Here is a 17,057-nt window from a genome sequence, read left to right as displayed (position 1 = left end):
TTGAAGAGCTCAAACATTACGCTAAAAATCCATATACAACACTAAAATAAATTTAAAGACCAGCCAAATCCCTTGGCACACAAGGAGGGAGCTGGTCTTTGCTTGTTTTTAAGTGATAAACTCGGGAGATAAGTGTATTTTTGTGGTAATGTTTATCTGCTATGATACATGCTATTTGATGTAGCTAGTCTTTATGCTATAATAATCTTATCTAGTTTCAAGGAGACAATTGCATGTATTACAAATTTCTACTATTCGATCTTGACCATACGCTTCTTGATTTTGCAGCGGGAGAGGAGCTGGCTCTGACGCAGTTTTTGGAGGCCATGGGAGTTGAGGACAAGGTAGCGTTTAAAGACTATTACAAGCCCATGAATCAGGCGATGTGGAAGGACTTGGAGCGGGGAAAAATCAGCAAACTAGAGCTTATCAATACGCGTTTTGCGCGTGCTTTTGCGCATTTTGGGCGCGAGGTAGACGGGCGTGAAATGGCGCTCCTGTATCAAGAGTATATCAGTCAGCAGGGGCAGACCTTTGAGGGAGCTGTTGAGTTGCTAGAGCAGCTGAAAGAGCTGGGCTATGAGCTTTACGGCGCGACCAATGGTGTGACCTACATTCAGGAAAATCGCCTCGCGCACTCTCCAATTCAATCCTTTTTTAAGGAAGTGTTCATTTCGGAGCAAATGGGAACGAAGAAACCCGAGGCTTTCTTTTTTGAAAAAATAGCGGAGCGGATTGCAGGCTTTAAGAAAGAACAGGCCCTGATGATTGGTGATAGTCTGACGGCAGATGTCCAAGGGGGCAACAATGCAGGCATTGATACCATCTGGTACAATCCCACTTCTCTGGAAAATCATACGAGCGCCAAGCCGACCTATCAAGTCAAAAATTACCAAGAGTTGCTAGCTCTATTGCAGGAAACGAAAGAAGAGGACAAATGATGACGGATAAGTCTTTGCATGAAATTCGCGTTTTTGAAAATTTCGAAATGCTATCGTCTGAGCAAGGTCATGTAGTGGTGACGACCGAAGTTGTGGACAAGTCCTTGAATTATTACGGCTTTGCCCACGGTGGCTACCTCTTTACCCTCTGTGATCAGATTAGTGGTTTGGTGGCGATTTCAACAGGTTCTGATGCGGTGACCCTCCAGTCTAGCATTAACTATCTGAAATCTGGGAAGCTAGGTGATACCCTTGTGGTTGACGGGAGATGTATTCATGATGGGCGAACGACTAAGGTGGTTGATGTGACGGTGACCAATCAAAAGCAGGAGGAAATTGTCAAAGCAACCTTCACCATGTTTGTTACAGGAGAGCATGAGAACGAGCGCTAAAGGCGCTACCAATCAGTAAGTAATGAGGGGAGGAGAGTGCTGGATAAGAGGAGTGATAAGTATTGGAAAATCGGAATAGCTGTTGAAATCTGAGATTCTTTCTGTTATCATAACCTTATCAGGTGATAGGAGGATTCATAGTGGTCATTGAAAAAATCTATAATAACAATGTTGCCCTTGCAGTCGATCAAGATAAAGAAGTGATTGTAATGGGGAAAGGACTTGGGTTTCAGAAAAAGCCGGGGGATACTGTAGACACGTCCATGATTGAGAGGACCTTTACGTTAGATGACCACCAACAATTATCTGAGTTTCAAAGCCTCTATGCCCACCTACCTGCTGAGGAGATTGATGTAGTACTAGCGATTATCAGTCATGCAGAAAAAGAATTGCAGCAGTCCTTTGATGTTAGCCTTTACATTGCCTTAGTGGACCATATCCACTATACCTTAGAACGCCACCAGCAGGGTATCAGTCTAAAAAATCCTTTGGCATGGGAAATTCGCAAATTTTATCCGAAAGAATTTCAATTAGGAGTAGATGCGCTGATGTTCATCATTGAGCATCTTGGAGTCGTATTAGATCGCGATGAGGCTGCCTCCATTGCTCTTCATCTGGTCAATGCAGAGAAAAATGCCGGTATTACTCCCCAGACTCAGACCCTGTCAAGAATCGTATCCAATATTTTAGAAATTGTCCGACTACATTTTGCCTGTTCAATCGATGAGGATTCCATTAGTTATCACCGCTTTCGGACCCATGTGCAGTATTTTGCCCAGCGGGTGGTAAATGGACTGGTGGAGGGCAAAAATGATGCTTTCTTGTACGAGCAGGTACAGAAGAACTATCCTCAAGCCTTTGCAACGACACAAAAGATTCGGAGCTACATCGAGAAGCAGTTTGATTTTCCGATGAGTCAAGATGAGCAGGTATACCTAACCATTCATATACAGCGTTTGGGAGCTGCTACCCTATCCAAATAGAAAGACAGAATACAGCTAGCTGGTGACGGCTAGCTTTTTGATAGATGAAACGCTTCAAACATTGTCAGCCTTGTCTTGCATAAGGTATAAGGGCGTAAAAAATGCACGCTTTTACGAGTAACTTCAAAGGGCTACCCTATGTTGGAGCAGCTCAGAGTAGGGGGGGTTAGAGAGTAGCAGATAGCAGGAAAGAAGAAAAAATAAGAAACCGCTTGCTTTTATTTGAAGAGTATGGTATGATGAGAAATGTAGTAAGGATTGTTACTGATGACGCAGGCAAAACCTAAATAAATACGAGATAGATTGCGGGAGCAGTTCTATTTGGTGTTTGTTTAGGTTTTTCTTTTGTTTACTAGGCAAAACCGAGCGACAAGTGTGTAGGAAATCTAAGAGTTCTGTTTCTGATACTCAAGGAGCATCAAAAGTAGACGCTGAAATGAAACCGACGATAGGTGAGATGAAGAAAGGTTCTGTCCTGTCTCTATCGGCTTTCAAGATAAGCTGACAAGGTCTATTTGATTTCCAAAGAGTGTCAGGGTATATGAGACAAGATACCTCTAGGTTGCTCACAACATCATGAATTGTTTTAAGAAAGGAGCCAGTAATGGCGAAAGATTATTCAGAATTAGCGCGCGATATTGTTGCCCATATCGGAGGGAAGGACAATGTCATCGATGTGCGTCATTGTATTACACGTTTGCGTTTTGCCTTGAAAGATGTGAGCAAGGCAGATACAGATTATCTCAAAGCCCGTGAGGGAGTGGTAACGGTTGTAGAAGCAGGAGGCCAGTATCAGGTTGTGATTGGAAATCATGTACCCGATGTTTACGCAGCTGTACTCAAGGAGGGAGTAAAAGGCGTTGGGGAGTTGGATATTGATGAGGGAGATAACCAAGCTCAAGGAAATGTCTTTGAGCGCTTCATTGACCTTGTGTCAGGTATCTTCCAGCCCTTCCTAGGTCCCTTGGCGGCTGCGGGAATTATCAAGGGAATTGTTGCCATTATGGGGGTCAATGGTCTTAGTGCAGAAAATAGTGCCCTGTATGTCATTCTGAATGCTGCGGGGGATGGTTTCTTCCAGTTTCTGCCTGTCCTCATTGCCATTACATCGGCACGGAAATTCAAGATGAGCGAATTTTCAGCCTTGGCGATTGCAGCTGCCTTAATCTATCCAACACTTCCTACAGCTGTGGCAGCGTTGCGTGAAGCCAATCTGGCCCATGTTTTTGGGATTCCATTTGAACTTCCTACGGCAGGGAGCTACCTGCAAACGGTTATGCCTGCTATCCTAGCAATTTGGGTCGGTTCGCATGTAGAGCGCTTCATGAAGAAAATCACTCCTGATGTGGTGAAATTGTTCGTCGTTCCCTTTATGACTATTATGGTCACCGTTCCTCTGACTTTCTTAGTCGTTGGACCCGTTGCTAATCTAGTGTCTGATTTGCTCTCGAATTTCTTCACCCTTGTCATGGATTTCAGTCCACTTCTATACGGATTGATACTCGGGCTATTCTGGCAAGTCATGGTTATGTTTGGGCTTCACTGGGCATTGGTACCCTTGGCGATTCTACAGGTGTCACAGCTAGGTTGGTCCGATATTTTACTCGCTGCCATGCTACCAAACTTTACCCAAACTGGGATTTTACTTGCTATCTACTTCAAGACCAAGGAGCAAAAGGTGAAAACCTTGGCTGTCCCTGCCTTCATTTCTTCTATTTTTGGTGTGACAGAGCCAGCGATTTACGGGATTACCCTGCCGATGAAAACTCCATTTTACATTTCCTGTGCGATTTCTGGATTGATTGGAGCGGGCTTGTCATTCTTTAGCATTCACATGTATTCTGTAGGTGCTATCGGTATTTTCCAATATCCTATTTATGCTAGTTCAGAAACTGGTCTCACCCCAATGTGGATCATGATAGGCTTTACCCTACTTGCAGTTGCAATTTCGTTTGCAGTTCAACTCTTCTTTCCGATTCCAACCCTATACGGGGAATCAAGTGGTGGACAATCGACGTCCACTAGTCCAGAAGTTGCTGTTCCAGAATTAAAGGAGATCCAGCAGGAAATTATTTCTAGTCCTCTTAGTGGAAAACTCGTCTCTCTCCAAGATGTACCAGATCAGGTCTTTGCTCCAGGAGCTATGGGGAAAGGAGTTGCCATTGATCCAACAGAGGGGCTAGTAGTAGCCCCAGTCAAGGCAAGGGTTTCCCTCGTCTTTCCAACACATCATGCCATTGGTTTGGTGACTGAAAATGGTGCAGAGCTATTGATTCATATCGGTATGGATACGGTCTCTCTTGACGGAAAAGGCTTTGAGGCATTTGTAGCAGTAGGTGATGTGGTTGAAGCAGGTCAGAAATTACTTGCATTTGACCGCCAATTCATTCAAGAAGCGGGGCTACCGATTATCACACCGATTATTGTGACCAACTCGGATCAGTTTGAAGATGTATTAGTCAGCCAAGAAAGCAGTGTTGTAGCAGGGGATTATCTCTTGACAGCTTTGAAATCATAAAGGGGGCTTTTGTCCAGTTGTGACGAGAGTAATCTATTTATAACAATAAACAGAATGAGAGGAAAAAGAATGAAAAAAGAATTTCCAAAAGGATTTTTATGGGGCGGTGCTATTGCAGCCAATCAGGCTGAGGGTGCCTATAATGTAGACGGTCGGGGCTTGGTTCAGACAGATGTCACTACAGGTGGATCTGTTGATAAACCACGTTATGCGACCTATATCGATAAGGACGGAAATGCTGGTAAATTGTCGTCCATGGGGCATACAGCTAAATTGCCAGAAGGGGCGACATTTGCCATTTTAGAGGATGAATATTATCCCAACCACGAGGGCGTTGATTTTTATCATCGCTATAAGGAGGACATCAAGCTATTTGCGGAAATGGGCTACAGTGTGTTCCGACTCTCTATTTCTTGGGCACGAATTTTCCCAAATGGAGATGACAAGGAGCCGAATCAAGCTGGTCTGGATTTTTACCGCTCTGTCTTTGAAGAATGCCACAAGTACGGCATTGAGCCTCTAGTGTCCATTTGGCACTTTGATACGCCACTTTCCTTGGAAGAGCGCTATGGTGGCTGGACAGACCGCCGATTGATTGATTTTTATGTCACTTATGCAGAGACGATTTTTAGGGAATACAAGGATTTGGTTACCTATTGGCTGACCTTTAATGAAATCAATAACACCGTCATGTTTCTTGACATGTTTGGGGACAAGGCAAGTGATCACGAGTATCAAGAGGCTTATCAACACCTGCATCACCAATTTGTGGCCTCTGCCCGCGCGATTAAGGTGGGACGTGACATCAATCCTGATTTTAAATTTGGCAATATGATTTGCGGCATTACCTTCTATCCAGGGACTTGTGACCCGAAAGATATTTTAGAAAACCAGCACAAGTGGGAACAAAATATCTTTTATTGTGGTGATGTGCAAGCCAAAGGTCGTTACGGTAGCTACGCTAAGCGCTTGTGGAAGGAACGCAATGTAGAACTCAACATCACCGAAGAGGATCAAAAGGATTTGCTAGAGGGAACGATTGATCTGTATACCTTCTCTTACTACATGTCTTCTGTTGTGACGACGCATGAGGTGGAAGATAAGGTGTCAGGGAATTTCTCACTCGGGGCTAAAAATCCTTATCTAACCTATTCGGATTGGGGCTGGGCTCATGATCCAATGGGCTTGCAGTACTATCTGGAAAAAATCTATGATCGTTACGAATTGCCAATGATGGTCGTGGAAAATGGTCTAGGTGCCGTTGATACGGTTGAAGAGGACGGTTCGATTCATGACACCTACCGCATTGACTACCACAGGGCTCATATCCATGCCATGGCAGAAGCAATCGCCAATGGTGTTGACTTGGTTGCCTATACAACATGGGGCTGTATTGACCTCGTTTCAGCCGGTACTGGTGAGATGCGCAAGCGTTACGGTTTCATCTATGTGGATAAGGATGACGCTGGAAATGGGACCTTTGATCGTACACCGAAAGATAGTTTCTATTGGTACAAGGAAGTCCTCGCGACGAATGGTCAAAAGGCAATCGAAGAAGTTGAATCTGGACAATAGTTTGCTACAGAAAAAAGGAACATGAAGTTGGTCAATAGCCCCTCTACTCATCATTTAGGAGGAGGGCAGCCGTTTGCCCCGTCCAATCGTCAGCTGGGAGACTTTCGAAAGGCTGACAGCGGATTGGCAGAAACAAAGGAGTGAGGACAAGTGATTTCGATAAAATCACGATTGCGCCTCACTTATTTTTCATATTCTCCCCGCAAAACTAGCTTTTAAAGCTAGATGAAGAGAAAGGACAGATAGTGAAAAAAGTTGTATATCTAATGAGACATGGAGAAACCCTCTTTAACACACAAAAACGTGTGCAGGGTTGGTCGGATTCTCCACTGACAGAAAACGGCATTGCTCAAGCCCGATCTGTGGCGGACTATTTTGCAGACAAGGGAATCCATTTTGAAGCTGTTTATAGCTCAACTCAAGAACGAGCAACTGATACAGCAAAACTTGTCGCTAGGATAGACAAGGTCACGCAATTAAAGGGCATTAAGGAAATGAATTTTGGTAGCTTTGAAGCCCAGCCTGAAATCTTGTTGCCTAAACATCGACCAAATGCAAAATCGTTTGAGGATTTGTTGGTTCCGTATGGGGGAGAAGATATCCTTGAGGTCGGAAAGCGTGTTCGCCAGACCCTTATAGACACGATGTCGCATCATGACAATCTCTGCTTATTTGTCAGCCACGGAGCAGCCATGTGGGGCTTGATTCAATTATTGAAGATTGAGTTTCCACCGAATCTTCGATTTAGTAATTGTGCCATTCTGAAATGGATCTTGACCGACGAAATCTTGACCCTGACAGAAGTCATCCTTCCGACTGAAGGGTTTAAAGTATACCCCTTTAAAGAAAGGAGCAAAGAATGAAAAAAATCCTATTTTTAGATGTAGACGGGACACTGGTAGACTATGAAAATCGGATTCCAGCCTCGGCCATTACAGCCATTCGTCAAGCAAGAGCAAAGGGGCATCTAGTCTATCTTTGCACAGGTAGAAGTCGGGCGGAAATTCAGCCCGAATTGTGGGAGATTGGGCTGGACGGCTTAATCGGTGGGAATGGTGCCTACTTAGAACATCAAGGACAGGTCTTACTCCACCAGTCCCTTTCAGCAGCCGATAGTCATGCGATTGTGGATTGGCTGGAAGAAAGAGGCTTGGAATTTTATTTGGAGAGCAATAATGGTCTGTTTGCCAGCAGGGGCTTTTTAGAAAAGGTGAAGCCAGTACTTCAGACCTATATGCTGCGCAAGGGACATCTGGTGCAGGATATGGAGCAGTTTGATGTGACAGAAGTAGTGCACGGGCTGGTCTTTGATGCAGACTTATACCGTGATGATGTCAATAAAATTAGTTTTATCTTGAATCGCTATCAGGATCATCTGGATTCAAAAATAGCCTTTCCACATCTCAAGGCAGGGACGTGGGGAGGACGCGGTGAAACAGCTCTTTTTGGGGATTTAGGAGTGAGCAATATCACGAAAGATTATGCGATTGATGTTCTACTTCAACATTTAAATCTGAGCCGAGAAGCGACCATTGCCTTTGGTGATGCCAAAGTAGACATTCCAATGCTAGAGTATTGTGGGCTCGGAGTCGCAATGGGAAACGGTGGACCAGAAATTCTAGCAATGGCTGACTTGGTGACAGATGATGTCAATCACGACGGTTTATACAAGGCTTTTGACAAATTGGCTTGCTATAATTGTTTGGTTGATTATTTAACCGTAGCTGTTGTAGGCTGCGCCTATCTTACAGATAGATACGGGCGAAACATTCCAGTGGAGCGTTGCTTCCTACCTTGCCCTTATCAAGTGGTAGGTAACATCATGCTGTCTTAAACCGATGAACATACTGTAAAAGGTGCATGTAACTGGAAAAGGGTTAAATGCATTTTTTCATGCCTTTCTCCCCTTTCTATAGGAATTCTTGTATTTGCCTCTAGTGCATGCTATAATAGATGTGAAAACAGCCTTGAGTGGCTTAGAAATGGAGGAAGTCACATGAAGTATAGACAGATTATTTGTTTGCTGTCCTTGTGTAGCTTGGTGGCTTGTGGACAGGCAAAAAGTAAGGGAACAGAGGGAGAGCTGCCTGTTTCTTCCTCACAACAGATGACGGACACTAGCTCGGAAACTGGTGCTATGACGCAGGATACAAGGACTAGTCCGTCAGAAGTAGAGCCTCAGTTTAATGGCTCTTACTACAGTGTTCAAGGGAAGTATGGCGAGGTCCTGATTGCCAATAAAAGGTATCCCCTTTCAAGCGACTATGCTCCGGGTGAAATTCCTGAGGCACTGTCTGCCTTTCAAGAGCTTGTAGCCAAGATGCAGTCCTTGGGATACGATGTTTCCACGGTCAATTACAGCGGTTTTCGTTCCTATGAAACCCAGACCACTCTTTACCAATCCTATGTAGCAAGGGACGGTAAAGACGAGGCAGACCGTTATTCAGCAAGGGCAGGCTATAGTGAACACCAGACAGGCTTGGCTTATGACATCATTGATACCAGTGGATCGCTTCTAACGGAGCCCCATGCGACCAAGTGGCTGGCTGAACATGCGCATCACTACGGCTTTATTGTCCGCTATCCACCGGGAAAAGAAGCCAGCACAGGCTACATGCCCGAATCGTGGCATATCCGCTATATTGGGAAAGAAGCGAGCGATATTTACCAATCCGGTCAAACTCTTGAGGAATACTTTGGCGTGTCGGGTGGGGGATATGAAAATTAAGGAACTTATATTTTTGAGGAAGGACTGACTACCCTCATTTAGTTAAGGAAAGAGTAAGCGTTTACCAAGGAGAAAAAGATGACACAAAAAATCCCAGCTTCACATACAATAGAAGAATTAACCTTGCTGTTAGCTTATTTGACACGTTTTTCAGAAAATGAACCCTTTGAAACTGCAAGGAGCTACCGTTCTTGGAAAGGATATGACTTCGATGTTTTAAATAGCTTAGATGAATTGGGCTGGATTGTTCAAGGGAGTTTCCGCTCAAAATCTTTATATTTGACAGATGAAGGACTGCAAAAGGCACAAGACTTGCTTGAGAAATACGGAATGGAAGATTGGAAGAAAGAGTGATGAGAAAATGAAAAGTCCATATCGACAGTATTTTTATCCAACCATTTGGGAAAGAGGCAGAGACTATTTTCAGCAGGGGCACATTTCTAATATGGATATCGAATATCAGGGTGATAGTATAGAGATTGAAGCTACTGTTGAAGGTACTACTGATTATCAGGTTTTCTTGACTTTTTTAGAGGGCGATGTGGTGGAGGCTGGATGTGATTGCCCATTTGCCGAAGAAGGACACTACTGCAAGCACATGGTAGCAGTCTGTTTTGCTTTTGAAGAAGGAGCTAAGCAGAGTAGACCAGTTCCGTTGATGCCTAGCAAACAAGAAAGTATCGAGTCTTTGCTTGAAGCAATGAGTGAGGAAACGTTACGAGAGTTTTGTCTGCAAAGTGCTCAAAAAGATATTCATTTTGAGCAAGCCTTGCGACGGTTTTTGTCAGCAGAAAAAGGGCAGTTTTCACTGGATAATGCCTTGGATGAAGTGGACTTCATCATTGAGTCTTATCAAGACCATGGTTTTATTGACTATGAGGAGTCGTTTGGATTTGAAGACGAAATGACAGATTTTCTGGGCGACTGCCTGTAATCTCTTCGTAGAGTAGGAGATGTTCACTTACATGCACGCTTTGTACTAGAAGTTCTTAGCTTGCTGGATAGCTTGGAGATTGATGATTCGGCGGGAGTATTGATGACCATCTGTGTTCAATGCATCGATTCATTAGAAATCTATATCGGTCAACAGGATGAGCTTCTGTTTACTTGTTTAACAGAAGCACTTTCGGCAGAGGCTTTGGAAAATCTTGATTTCTATATAGAAGAGTTTTTAGAAGACCATTTTCAAGAACAGAAGTTTCTGGAAAAACAACTTCAACGAACTATTCAAAAGATGGAGAAACATCGAGAAGATGCACCTTATACCTTTAAATTCGGAATCTTCCAATCTTTGAAATTAGTCAAAAAATTTCCCAAAGATTCTCATCGTGAGAAAGAATTTTGTGAGCAGTACTGGGAGTTCTCGTTGGTAAGAGAATTCTATCTGGAGCGTTTGGTAGAACTTGGGGAGGTTGAGCAAGTCTTGCCACTACTAGAAAAGGAGCTAGAGCAAGAATCGGATATCGTTGCGAGTTGTGGCGAGCTCTTAAAAGATCTCTATGCATCGCTAGGCATGGAGGAACAATATGAACATCTATTGTGGAAACTGGTAACGGAAATCAGCTTTTCGGATATGAGGTTGTACCGAGAATTACGTTCCTTGTATTCTGTCAAGCAGTGGATGACCTTACGCGAGGAAGTGCTCGTGATCCGCTTGGCAAAGGGAGATAAACAGCCCTACAAGATTTATGCAGAAGAAGGCCTTTGGGATCGATTGCTAGATAGTATTGATCTCCTGGATACCTATTGGAAGACTCTGCGTGATTATGTACCAGAACAGCTCCTAATCTGTTACCGTAACTACCTTGACTCAGAGGCTAGCTGGTCAGGTGGGAGAGACCACTATCGCAAATTGGTCACTTATCTAAGGAAAATGTGTCATATTAACGGAGGTCAGGCAGTTGTGAAAGAGATGGTAGAAGAATGGAGATTTAACTATCGGAATCGTCCTGCCATGATGCAGGAATTGAACCGAGTGTGAGGATTTTTTCAACAAAAAGTAGGTGAAAAAGTTGCTCAAGCAGCTTTTGGAGTTGGTATGAACATGCTTTTTAAAAATTAAAAAGTAGTAGAAATAGTGATAATCAACAAAAAAGTAGGCGTGGTCTGCTTTTTTTGTTACAATAAAAGAGATGAATGATTTGATTAGACACAAACTAGAATTACTTCCAGATAGCCCTGGGTGCTATCTGCATAAGAATCAATATGGCAAGATTATCTACGTTGGCAAGGCGAAAAATCTGCGCAATCGGGTCCGCTCTTACTTCCGCGGCAGTCATGATACCAAGACAACGGCTCTGGTGTCAGAAATTGCTGACTTTGAATTTATTGTGACAGAGTCCAATATTGAAGCCCTGCTCTTAGAAATTAATCTAATTCAGGAAAACAAGCCACGCTACAATATCATGCTCAAGGACGACAAGTCCTATCCCTTTATCAAGATTAGCAATGAACGGCACCCCCGCCTGATGATTACGCGTCAGGTTCGTAAGGACGGGGGGCAGTATTTCGGTCCCTATCCAGATGTGGGGGCTGCCAACCAGACGTTGAAGCTGCTTGAGCGCCTGTATCCATTTCGGAAGTGCAAATTACCAGAAAACAAATACTGCTTGTACTATCACTTGGGACAATGTCTGGCGCACGGCGATCACCTGCCTAGTCGAGAGGACTATGTGCAAATGGCAACAGAAGTTAGCCAGTTTTTGACAGGGCATGATGATAAGATTGTCCACCAACTACAGGAAAAGATGCAGACGGCTGCTAGCAGTTTGGAATTTGAAAAGGCCGCCGAATACCGTGATCTCCTGCAGTCCATTTCAACGCTTCGTACCAAGCAGCGGGTCATGGCTAAGGACTTGCAGGATCGAGATGTATTTGGCTATTATGTCGAAAAGGGCTGGATGTGTGTGCAGGTATTCTTTGTTCGCCAAGGGAAATTAATTGAGCGTAATGTCAATTTATTTCCCTACTACAATGAGGCAGAAGAGGATTTTTTGACCTATCTAGGGCAATTTTATCGCAACCAACAGCATTTAACTCCTAAAGAAGTGCTGATTCCGCAAGATATTGACGAAGAGGCGGTGAAGAGTTTGGTCGATGCGAAGGTTGTCAAGCCCCAACGGGGAGAGAAGAAGCAACTTTTACAGCTTGCAGCCAAGAATGCGCGTGTCAGTCTGCAGCAGAAATTTCATTTATTGGAGAAAAATTTGGAAAAGACCCAAGGAGCGATTGAGAATATCGGTCAGCTGTTGGGCATTCCGACCCCTGTTCGTATCGAAGCCTTTGATAATTCCAACATTATGGGAACGAGTCCGGTATCGGCAATGGTTGTCTTTGAAAACGGGGTTCCGAATAAAAAGGAGTACCGCAAATACAAAATCAAAACGGTAGAAGGTCCAGATGACTATGCCTCCATGCGGGAAGTGCTCTATCGTCGCTATAGCCGTGTCCAAAAAGAAGGACTAACTTCGCCAGACTTGATCATCATTGACGGTGGTCAAGGGCAGGTCAATGTCGCCAAGGAAGTGGTTGAACAAGAACTCGGTATGAGCATTCCCATTGCAGGGCTCCAAAAAAATGACAAACACCAGACCCACGATTTGCTCTTTGGTCACCCGTTGCGGGAGATTCCACTTTCGCGCAATTCGCAGGAGTTCTTCCTCTTGCAACGGATTCAGGACGAGGTACACCGTTTTGCCATTACCTTCCACCGTCAAGTACGGTCTAAAAATTCCTTCTCCTCCAAACTGGACGGCATTGAAGGGCTCGGTCCTAAACGCAAACAAGCTCTTTTGAAGCATTTTAAATCCTTGAGCAAGATTCAAGCTGCAAGTTTTCAAGAGATAGCAGAAGCAGGTGTTCCTTATAAAGTTGCCCAGAATGTAAAAGAAAAACTTAGTGAGCAAGGTAAGCATTGAAAAATTCCACTATTCATGATAGAATGAGAGGAAAAGTTGAAAGAATAGTCATAAAAAGGAGAAGCCATGGCGTTTGGAGAAGAGCAACACAAGAAAAGTACATTTGAGAAAATCACTCTTATCGTTGTAGTTGTGATGGTTTTGGCAACCATAGCTGGCTTGATTTTGCCAGCCATTAGTGCCATTATGTAATCAGCGGGGCTGGGAGGATTCCTCTAGCCCTTCTTTTATGAAATGAAGGAATAGGAAGAAATAGGTAAAAAGATGAGTATGTTTTTAGATACAGCCAAGATTAAGGTCAAGGCTGGTAAGGGTGGAGACGGTATGGTAGCCTTTCGCCGTGAGAAATATGTGCCCAATGGCGGGCCTTGGGGAGGAGACGGTGGCCGTGGCGGAAATGTGGTCTTTGTTGTAGATGAGGGCTTGCGTACCCTTATGGATTTCCGCTACAATCGCCAATTTAAGGCAGAGTCCGGTGAAAAAGGCATGACAAAAGGCATGCATGGTCGTGGGGCAGAGGATTTGCTTGTCCGCGTACCGCAGGGAACAACTGTTCGTGATGCTGAAACGGGCAAGGTGATTACAGACTTGGTTGAACATGGTCAAGAGTGCATCGTAGCTCGTGGAGGTCGTGGAGGTCGCGGAAATATTCGTTTTGCGACACCGAAAAATCCGGCACCTGAAATTTCTGAAAATGGTGAACCCGGTGAAGAACGCCAGCTCGAATTGGAATTAAAGGTTTTGGCAGATGTGGGCTTGGTCGGTTTTCCATCTGTTGGGAAATCCACCTTACTCAGCGTCATTACAGCAGCTAAGCCCAAAATCGGTGCCTATCACTTTACCACGATTGTTCCCAATCTTGGAATGGTTCGTACTAAGTCAGGTGAGTCCTTTGCGGTCGCTGATTTACCGGGGTTGATTGAGGGAGCAAGCCAAGGTGTAGGATTGGGAACCCAGTTTCTCCGTCATATCGAACGTACCCGAGTTATCCTGCATGTACTTGATATGTCGGCTAGTGAGGGACGAGATCCGTATGAGGATTATCTCGCCATTAACCATGAGCTTGAAAGCTACAATCTTCGCCTCATGGAACGTCCGCAGATGATTGTGGCAAATAAAATGGATATGCCAGATGCGGAAGAACATCTCAAGGAATTTAAGAAAAAATTAGCGGCTAGCTATGATGAATTTGATGAATTACCACCGATTTTCCCCATTTCTGGACTGGCACACCAAGGTCTGGAAAATCTCCTAGAAGCCACTGCTGCCTTACTTGATAAGACACCAGAATTTCTCTTGTATGATGAGACAGACTTTGAAGAGGAAGAAGTTTACTACGGCTTTAATCCCGATGAGCCAGAGTTCGACATCAGTCGTGCAGATGATGCGAGCTGGATTTTATCTGGTGAGAAATTAGAAAAACTCTTTATCATGACCAACTTTGACCGAGATGAATCCGTTATGAAATTCGCCCGTCAGTTGCGGGGTATGGGAGTGGATGAAGCTCTTCGGGCGCGTGGTGCCAAAGACGGAGATAGTGTCCGTATCGGCACATTTGAATTTGAGTTTGTGGACTAACTGGATACCCCTCATTGATAGCGGAGCCATCTGAATGAGGGGACGGCAGTCATTATTGTGAACAGCCCAATCCCCTCACTAGCTCGGAACGGTATTGGTATTGAATACCATTCCTCATGTCGTAACTGGTTCATTAGCATGCTCTACCTACCAACCATACGAACTCCGTTCCCCGCAGTATCGAGCGGTTGAACTGCATGTCGCAACGTATAGAGGCAGTCATTATGGCGAGTATAGCTGGTGGTATATGACCTATCTTACATTGCAGTGAGGCTGGGGAGTGAGTGCGGAAAGACGCTATAGGTTCATTATCATTGAAAGAAAATTGGAGGTTGTATTATGGGAGATAAGCCAATATCCTATAAGGACAAGGATGGAAATTTTGTTTCAGCAGCAGATATTTGGAATGCTGAGAAACTGGAGGAACTCTTTAATAAGCTCAATCCCAATCGCAAGTTCCGCTTGGAGCGCGAAAAATTGCAGCAAGGAGCCAAAGAGTAAATGATACTAGGTTGCATCCTAGGCTAACAAAAAAATCGCTTAAACGAATGGCTGAAAAAAGCCTCGTTTAAGCGATTTTTATGTTAGAGCGTCTCTTTACGGATTTCTTGAAGCCCTGTTTCATCCAGTTGGTAGATTCGATCGCAAACCTCTCTGAGGAAGGAGCGGTCGTGGGATATGGTGAGGATTGCGCCCGGGAAATTGGCAAAGAGTTTCCGCACCTGAGGTTGTGAAGTCGGAGAGAAATTCCGCGTTGGTTCATCTAGCAATAAGACGGGACAGGCTTCTAGGACCATTTTCAGAAGGAGGAGTTTGGCCCGTTGTCCACCAGATAAGGAAGAAATAGAGTGGCGGGCTTCTTCGCGAGTAAATTGGAGACTAGCGAGATGAGTGAGCACTCGTTCCTCTTCTTTCTTATCAGGAGAAGAGGTGAGGAATTGGAGTGGGGAGGCAGTCACATCAAGCAGATCGCGATAAGACTGAGGCATATAGCCGATGGGATAGGTTGCTGTCTCTTCTAAGAGGGCATGAATCTGTTTGAGTAAACTTGATTTTCCAACGCCATTTTTTCCAATAATACCAATTTTTTCTTGGGCTAAAAAGCGGAAGTTGAGGTTGGAAACCAAGGTTTTCTTACCAACTTGTAGAGTGAAATCAACTAAATCAATCACAGGTTTGTGGGCAGGGAGTGGCTCTATCCCCTTAAAATACAGCCGAATGCTGTCCTCTTGGCTAGGCATTTCTGTTAGGTTTTCTACCTCTTTTTTGTAGCGTTTTTCTTGCGAGAGAACTGCTTTCATCTTTTTAGCAATCAATCGTCCTGCGGTCGCATCATGGGTGGTACGGACTGTATGTTCGACACTTTGATGAATACGGTGGTGGCGTTCCAGTTTCTTTTGATGAGCCAAGCGTTCATTGCGAACTTGTTGGAGTTGGCGTTCAAATCCTTCTTCCCTTTTCTGAGCGTAAGTAGTGTATCCTAGAGCTTGAACAGTGGTTCGGGCGACTTGGCGTTTTTTGATGCGTTCCAAATGCACGATTTTTGTTGCTGTCTGGCTCAAAAAAGTTTCATCGTGAGAGACAAAGACCACAGTTTGAGAGGTTTGGCGGATGAAAGTTTCCAGCCAGTGGAGGGTTGCTAGGTCCAAATCATTGGACGGCTCATCAAGAAAGAGAATATCTGTTTTCTGAGCCAATTCTTTCATCAGTTGAACTTTCAACTTTTCTCCTCCAGACAGGTTCATTAGCAGTTGTGAATCTGCGAAACGCTCACTGTCAAATTGTAATTCTTTGGCGTAGCGATAGAGTACCGCATAATCAAGGTTACTCTCGTCTAAGCCAAAGAAATAGTCATGGAGTGATAGCTCTCCCAGCTCTGGTGGGAGGTGCTGAGGAATGTAGCTGTATTGGACAAAATCTCGCTTGATTTGCCCCTTAAACTGAATGTAGGAGCTGACTGACTCCTCCCTCATCATCCATTTTAGGAGGCTTGATTTGCCGTTTCCCTCCTCGCCAATCAGCGCGACCTTGTCTCCTTTATTGATGACCAAAGATAAATCTGTGATTAAATTGGTCAAATCTTTTTCATGCGTCATCGTTAGATGTGTAATGTGTAACATAAATCCTCCTTACAAAAACAGTCCTACCTTAACCAGTAGAACCGTTTGTTTGTATCAGAGGACTGTGTCACACAATAGCGCTTATCGTTTATAAAAACCACATTGCCAGTCTGTGGCGGTTAGAGTTTAACTATATTATTAGATACGATAGCGACGGTTACCGTAACAAGTCCACGCAAAAAGGAGATACAAACCAACTAGAAGTCCACTGGTAAAGGATTGTGACACACAAAAGCATGCAGCCGGACTGCTTCTTTTATGCTGACAAACTTTAACAAATAGACTTAGTTGTTCATTCTCCTCTT

Annotated in this window: 16 protein-coding genes and 1 pseudogene; 16 read left to right on the top strand and 1 reads right to left on the bottom strand. The window is 44.2% G+C overall.

The features are described from left to right. Positions 1-233 precede the first annotated feature (233 nt). The 16 genes and pseudogenes from E4T82_RS03795 (at position 234) to E4T82_RS03725 (ending at position 15,133) form a co-directional block, all read left to right on the top strand. Positions 234-941 carry a YjjG family noncanonical pyrimidine nucleotidase gene (locus E4T82_RS03795; RefSeq protein WP_135181545.1) on the top strand — a complete coding sequence of 236 codons (708 nt, stop codon included), beginning with the start codon at positions 234-236 and terminating at the stop codon, positions 939-941. Further along, positions 941-1,333, top strand: coding sequence for a PaaI family thioesterase (locus E4T82_RS03790; protein WP_135181544.1), 393 nt, complete (start codon positions 941-943; stop codon positions 1,331-1,333). Before E4T82_RS03795 ends, E4T82_RS03790 begins: the two co-directional genes overlap by 1 nt. Before the next feature lie 140 nt (positions 1,334-1,473). After that, entirely contained in the window at positions 1,474-2,316 is an 843-nt protein-coding gene (gene licT / locus E4T82_RS03785; RefSeq protein WP_135181543.1) for a BglG family transcription antiterminator LicT, read from the top strand. A gap of 604 nt (positions 2,317-2,920) precedes the next feature. Beyond that, positions 2,921-4,834, top strand: a complete 1,914-nt coding sequence (locus tag E4T82_RS03780; RefSeq protein WP_135181542.1) for a beta-glucoside-specific PTS transporter subunit IIABC — start codon at positions 2,921-2,923, stop codon at positions 4,832-4,834. Between the two features lie 69 nt (positions 4,835-4,903). Next, a complete protein-coding gene (locus E4T82_RS03775; RefSeq protein WP_135181541.1) occupies positions 4,904-6,409 on the top strand; it encodes a family 1 glycosylhydrolase in 1,506 nt (501 codons plus the stop codon). A 21-nt stretch (positions 6,410-6,430) separates the two neighbouring features. Further along, the gene (locus E4T82_RS12940; RefSeq protein ID WP_265588297.1) at positions 6,431-6,553 is read left to right on the top strand and encodes a hypothetical protein; all 123 of its coding nucleotides are present in this window, start codon (positions 6,431-6,433) and stop codon (positions 6,551-6,553) included. Between the two features lie 122 nt (positions 6,554-6,675). After that, a complete protein-coding gene (locus E4T82_RS03770) occupies positions 6,676-7,272 on the top strand; it encodes a histidine phosphatase family protein (RefSeq protein WP_135181551.1) in 597 nt (198 codons plus the stop codon). Continuing rightward, positions 7,269-8,096: pseudogene (locus E4T82_RS03765) on the top strand (Cof-type HAD-IIB family hydrolase); the annotation flags it as partial. The gene E4T82_RS03770 and the pseudogene E4T82_RS03765, both read left to right, overlap by 4 nt. Before the next feature lie 309 nt (positions 8,097-8,405). Next, on the top strand, positions 8,406-9,137 hold the full coding sequence (gene ldcB, locus E4T82_RS03760; RefSeq protein ID WP_135181539.1) for an LD-carboxypeptidase LdcB/DacB: 732 nt from the start codon (positions 8,406-8,408) through the stop codon (positions 9,135-9,137). Between the two features lie 78 nt (positions 9,138-9,215). Further along, on the top strand, positions 9,216-9,491 hold the full coding sequence (locus tag E4T82_RS03755; RefSeq protein ID WP_135181538.1) for a DUF6429 family protein: 276 nt from the start codon (positions 9,216-9,218) through the stop codon (positions 9,489-9,491). 7 nt (positions 9,492-9,498) lie between these two features. Beyond that, complete coding sequence (locus E4T82_RS03750; RefSeq protein WP_167753554.1) at positions 9,499-10,071, top strand: SWIM zinc finger family protein; 573 nt, start codon at positions 9,499-9,501, stop codon at positions 10,069-10,071. A 60-nt stretch (positions 10,072-10,131) separates the two neighbouring features. Next, positions 10,132-11,118 (top strand): hypothetical protein, encoded by a 987-nt coding sequence (locus tag E4T82_RS03745; RefSeq protein ID WP_135181536.1) that lies wholly within the window; start codon positions 10,132-10,134, stop codon positions 11,116-11,118. A gap of 151 nt (positions 11,119-11,269) precedes the next feature. Next, on the top strand, positions 11,270-13,054 hold the full coding sequence (uvrC, locus tag E4T82_RS03740; protein WP_135181535.1) for an excinuclease ABC subunit UvrC: 1,785 nt from the start codon (positions 11,270-11,272) through the stop codon (positions 13,052-13,054). A gap of 66 nt (positions 13,055-13,120) precedes the next feature. Then, positions 13,121-13,246, top strand: coding sequence for a DUF4044 domain-containing protein (locus E4T82_RS03735; RefSeq protein ID WP_135181534.1), 126 nt, complete (start codon positions 13,121-13,123; stop codon positions 13,244-13,246). 72 nt (positions 13,247-13,318) lie between these two features. Then, a complete protein-coding gene (gene obgE / locus E4T82_RS03730; RefSeq protein ID WP_135181533.1) occupies positions 13,319-14,632 on the top strand; it encodes a GTPase ObgE in 1,314 nt (437 codons plus the stop codon). Positions 14,633-14,971: 339 nt separating this feature from the next. Then, positions 14,972-15,133 (top strand): hypothetical protein, encoded by a 162-nt coding sequence (locus tag E4T82_RS03725; protein WP_135181532.1) that lies wholly within the window; start codon positions 14,972-14,974, stop codon positions 15,131-15,133. 83 nt (positions 15,134-15,216) lie between these two features. Here the strand turns inward: E4T82_RS03725 and E4T82_RS03720 are convergent, their stop codons facing one another. Then, the gene (locus E4T82_RS03720; protein ID WP_135181531.1) at positions 15,217-16,752 is read right to left on the bottom strand and encodes an ATP-binding cassette domain-containing protein; all 1,536 of its coding nucleotides are present in this window, start codon (positions 16,750-16,752) and stop codon (positions 15,217-15,219) included. Positions 16,753-17,057: the final 305 nt, after the last annotated feature.

Source organism: Streptococcus cuniculi, from assembly GCF_004570575.1.
Taxonomy (GTDB): domain Bacteria; phylum Bacillota; class Bacilli; order Lactobacillales; family Streptococcaceae; genus Streptococcus; species Streptococcus cuniculi_A.
The sequence above is the reverse complement of the archived record's forward strand: the minus strand, read 5'-3'. Positions and strand labels throughout refer to the sequence as shown.

Coding starts and splice junctions, on each gene's coding strand:
- ldcB (WP_135181539.1), top strand. CDS start 8,406: ATGAAGTATAGACAGATTATTTGTTTGCTGTCCTTGTGTAGCTTGGTG.
- E4T82_RS03795 (WP_135181545.1), top strand. CDS start 234: ATGTATTACAAATTTCTACTATTCGATCTTGACCATACGCTTCTTGAT.
- obgE (WP_135181533.1), top strand. CDS start 13,319: ATGAGTATGTTTTTAGATACAGCCAAGATTAAGGTCAAGGCTGGTAAG.
- E4T82_RS03725 (WP_135181532.1), top strand. CDS start 14,972: ATGGGAGATAAGCCAATATCCTATAAGGACAAGGATGGAAATTTTGTT.
- E4T82_RS12940 (WP_265588297.1), top strand. CDS start 6,431: ATGAAGTTGGTCAATAGCCCCTCTACTCATCATTTAGGAGGAGGGCAG.
- E4T82_RS03770 (WP_135181551.1), top strand. CDS start 6,676: ATGAGACATGGAGAAACCCTCTTTAACACACAAAAACGTGTGCAGGGT.
- uvrC (WP_135181535.1), top strand. CDS start 11,270: ATGAATGATTTGATTAGACACAAACTAGAATTACTTCCAGATAGCCCT.
- E4T82_RS03775 (WP_135181541.1), top strand. CDS start 4,904: ATGAAAAAAGAATTTCCAAAAGGATTTTTATGGGGCGGTGCTATTGCA.
- E4T82_RS03790 (WP_135181544.1), top strand. CDS start 941: ATGACGGATAAGTCTTTGCATGAAATTCGCGTTTTTGAAAATTTCGAA.
- E4T82_RS03750 (WP_167753554.1), top strand. CDS start 9,499: ATGAAAAGTCCATATCGACAGTATTTTTATCCAACCATTTGGGAAAGA.
- E4T82_RS03735 (WP_135181534.1), top strand. CDS start 13,121: ATGGCGTTTGGAGAAGAGCAACACAAGAAAAGTACATTTGAGAAAATC.
- E4T82_RS03720 (WP_135181531.1), bottom strand. CDS start 16,752: ATGTTACACATTACACATCTAACGATGACGCATGAAAAAGATTTGACC.
- E4T82_RS03755 (WP_135181538.1), top strand. CDS start 9,216: ATGACACAAAAAATCCCAGCTTCACATACAATAGAAGAATTAACCTTG.
- E4T82_RS03780 (WP_135181542.1), top strand. CDS start 2,921: ATGGCGAAAGATTATTCAGAATTAGCGCGCGATATTGTTGCCCATATC.